Here is a 2,306-nt window from a genome sequence, read left to right as displayed (position 1 = left end):
ATCCTTTCTTTTGGTGTCGCAACTTAATTGTAACGGATTTTTTTATTTGTCTCAATTTTTTTTTGCAAAAAATAAAGGCATTAGTATTTTTACAAATACCAACACCAAATATTATAGACCCATAATATAAAGTTAAATTAATCATCTTTTAAAATGAGATATCTATTTTAGGAGATGATTTTTATTTAAAAAAAATTGACTTATGAGTCACTCGGGAGTTTATACTATGATTAATAAAAGTGTTAGTTTATCTTATATATTAAAAATCTCTAAGGAATTCTCAACCTTCAGAGATTTTTAAATTTCATAAAAAAAAGAGGTAAATCATGTTAGAAAAAATAAAGAAAACTTTTACTGTGAGCGAAATGGCTAATATTTTAAAAATAAATAAGAATACAGTTTTATATTATGATAAAGAAGGGATAGTAAAGGCAAGAAGAAAAGAAAATAATTATAGATACTATACTTTGGAACATATAAGAAGCTTTAAAAGAGCATTATTTTTAAGGGAAATGAATTTTTCTATAAAAGAAATTTTAGATATGAAAAATAAATTGGACAAAAGACAAGAAAATTTTAAACTAAAAGAAAGTGATTTTTATGCTATAGATGAAAAAATAAAGGAAATAAAAATAGAAATAAAATGTTTATTGAAAAAAATAAAATTTTTAAAGAATAGAAAAAAATATTTGAGATTTATTTTGCAGGCTAAAGAAAAGTTAGGAATTCCTTATATAATACAAGAAGAAGAAAGAAAAGGAATAGTTGTTGATATAAATATCAATTTAAAAGAAGAGTTAGAAGCAGGAAATTTAAAACAAATAGAACTTGTTAAAAAAATAGAAAAAGTTTTAAAGGAGCCCTTTATTTTGGGGAAACATGTTGTAGGGTACTCTATTGATAAAAATGATTATTTAAATTCAAATTATATATCTCAAAAATTTTTAATTTTAAGAGATAAAAAATCTCTTGAAAGCAAAGTGGTTTTAGAAAAAGGGGAATATCTAGTATATTATGTAGAGTCTGATTCAGTGGAGAAAAACATTTTAAAAAAACTGTTATTATGGATAAAAAATTATGGCTACGAAATAAGAGGGAACATTTTTGTAGAGTGTATTAATGAAATTGTCAGAGTTTCAGAGGATAGTGTACAAATAAGAATAATAAAAATTCCTATAAAAAAGTTGACTTCTGAGTGAGTCTGAGGTTTAAAATAAGTTTAATATTAAGAATTTATATTTTATTTCTTTTTAAATAAGGAGTCAAAGGGGGAAAATTATGAAAAAGATAGTTATATTTTTAGGGGCATTGTCAATAGTATCTTCAGTATATGCTAAAGAAGTTATGCCAGTGGCAGAAGTTGTATCAACACCAATGCTTAGAGTAGATTCAATAGGGCAATATATAGAAATTGATAATGAATCTTCAGATGCTGAAAAAGAAGATGGAGATATAGGACATACAATGTTTGCTCAGAAAGTAGCTTTATCTTATGGAGATGATTGGACATTTGAATTAATGGCAAGAAAAGGATGGGATACTGACACTAGTGATGGATTTGGAAATACTTCTAGCAGAATAGATTTAGATCTATGGAGAAATTATGAAAATTATTCATTAGGTTTTAGATGGAGACAAGAAACTAATTCTGAGGATCCAGATTCAGATAGATATTATTTAAGAGGAAAATATCATTATGGATGTTTTTCAGGATGGGCAGATTTTGCATATCAAGCAGATGAAGAATCAGCAGATAATTTATACTTAGAAGCTGTTCCTCTAAAATATTCATATAATAAATTTGGTATAGGATATTATGTAGAAGGAAGAGATACAATAGGATCAACTTCATTAGGTGAAGAAGAATCTTGGTCAAAACATCAAGTAAGATTATATGCTCCAGTATATTCAAATAATAAATTAGATTTAAATTTAGAATATAGATATCAATTCTATGAAGATAAAGATTTAACTAACAAAGATTGGGATGATGAAAATAATGCTCATATTGTAGTTTTATCAGCTGACTATAAAGTAAACGATAATTTATCTTTAACATCTTATTATGAATACGATTTTAATAAATATGAAGAAACAGATGATAATTATTATGGAGAATTCTTAGTTGGTTGGAACTATCAATTTTAAAGAAATGTGAATAAAAATTTAAAGTCCCCTATTTGTAGTGAACCCATTTTCTTGGACATGAAATTTAATATTTAATTTAAGGATTGATTCCTGTATTCTGCAGGAGTTAATCCTTTTAATTTTATTTTAATTCTCTGATTATTATAATAATCAATATA

The 2,306-nt window shown here is 25.1% G+C and carries 3 protein-coding genes; 2 read left to right on the top strand and 1 reads right to left on the bottom strand.

Annotated features, from left to right (window positions below; all coding sequences use genetic code 11):
* The first annotated feature begins 326 nt into the window (after nt 1–326).
* Both GIL12_RS09915 and GIL12_RS09910 read left to right on the top strand, forming a co-directional pair.
* The gene (locus GIL12_RS09915) at nt 327–1,199 is read left to right on the top strand and encodes a MerR family transcriptional regulator (protein ID WP_163470310.1); all 873 of its coding nucleotides are present in this window, start codon (nt 327–329) and stop codon (nt 1,197–1,199) included.
* Nucleotides 1,200–1,278: 79 nt separating this feature from the next.
* A complete protein-coding gene (locus GIL12_RS09910; RefSeq protein WP_163470309.1) occupies nt 1,279–2,148 on the top strand; it encodes a hypothetical protein in 870 nt (289 codons plus the stop codon).
* A gap of 71 nt (nt 2,149–2,219) precedes the next feature.
* Here the strand turns inward: GIL12_RS09910 and GIL12_RS09905 are convergent.
* Nucleotides 2,220–2,306 (bottom strand): IS3 family transposase (locus tag GIL12_RS09905; RefSeq protein ID WP_163469728.1); only part of this gene is annotated, 87 nt, incomplete at its 5' end.

Source organism: Fusobacterium sp. IOR10 (assembly GCF_010367435.1).
GTDB lineage: Bacteria > Fusobacteriota > Fusobacteriia > Fusobacteriales > Fusobacteriaceae > Fusobacterium_B.
Note: the sequence above shows the minus strand (reverse complement) of the source record. Positions and strands in the feature narration are given on the sequence as shown.

Excerpts from the sequence above, each read along its gene's own strand:
- GIL12_RS09915 (WP_163470310.1), top strand. The coding sequence starts at position 327 with ATGTTAGAAAAAATAAAGAAAACTTTTACTGTGAGCGAAATGGCTAAT.
- GIL12_RS09910 (WP_163470309.1), top strand. The coding sequence starts at position 1,279 with ATGAAAAAGATAGTTATATTTTTAGGGGCATTGTCAATAGTATCTTCA.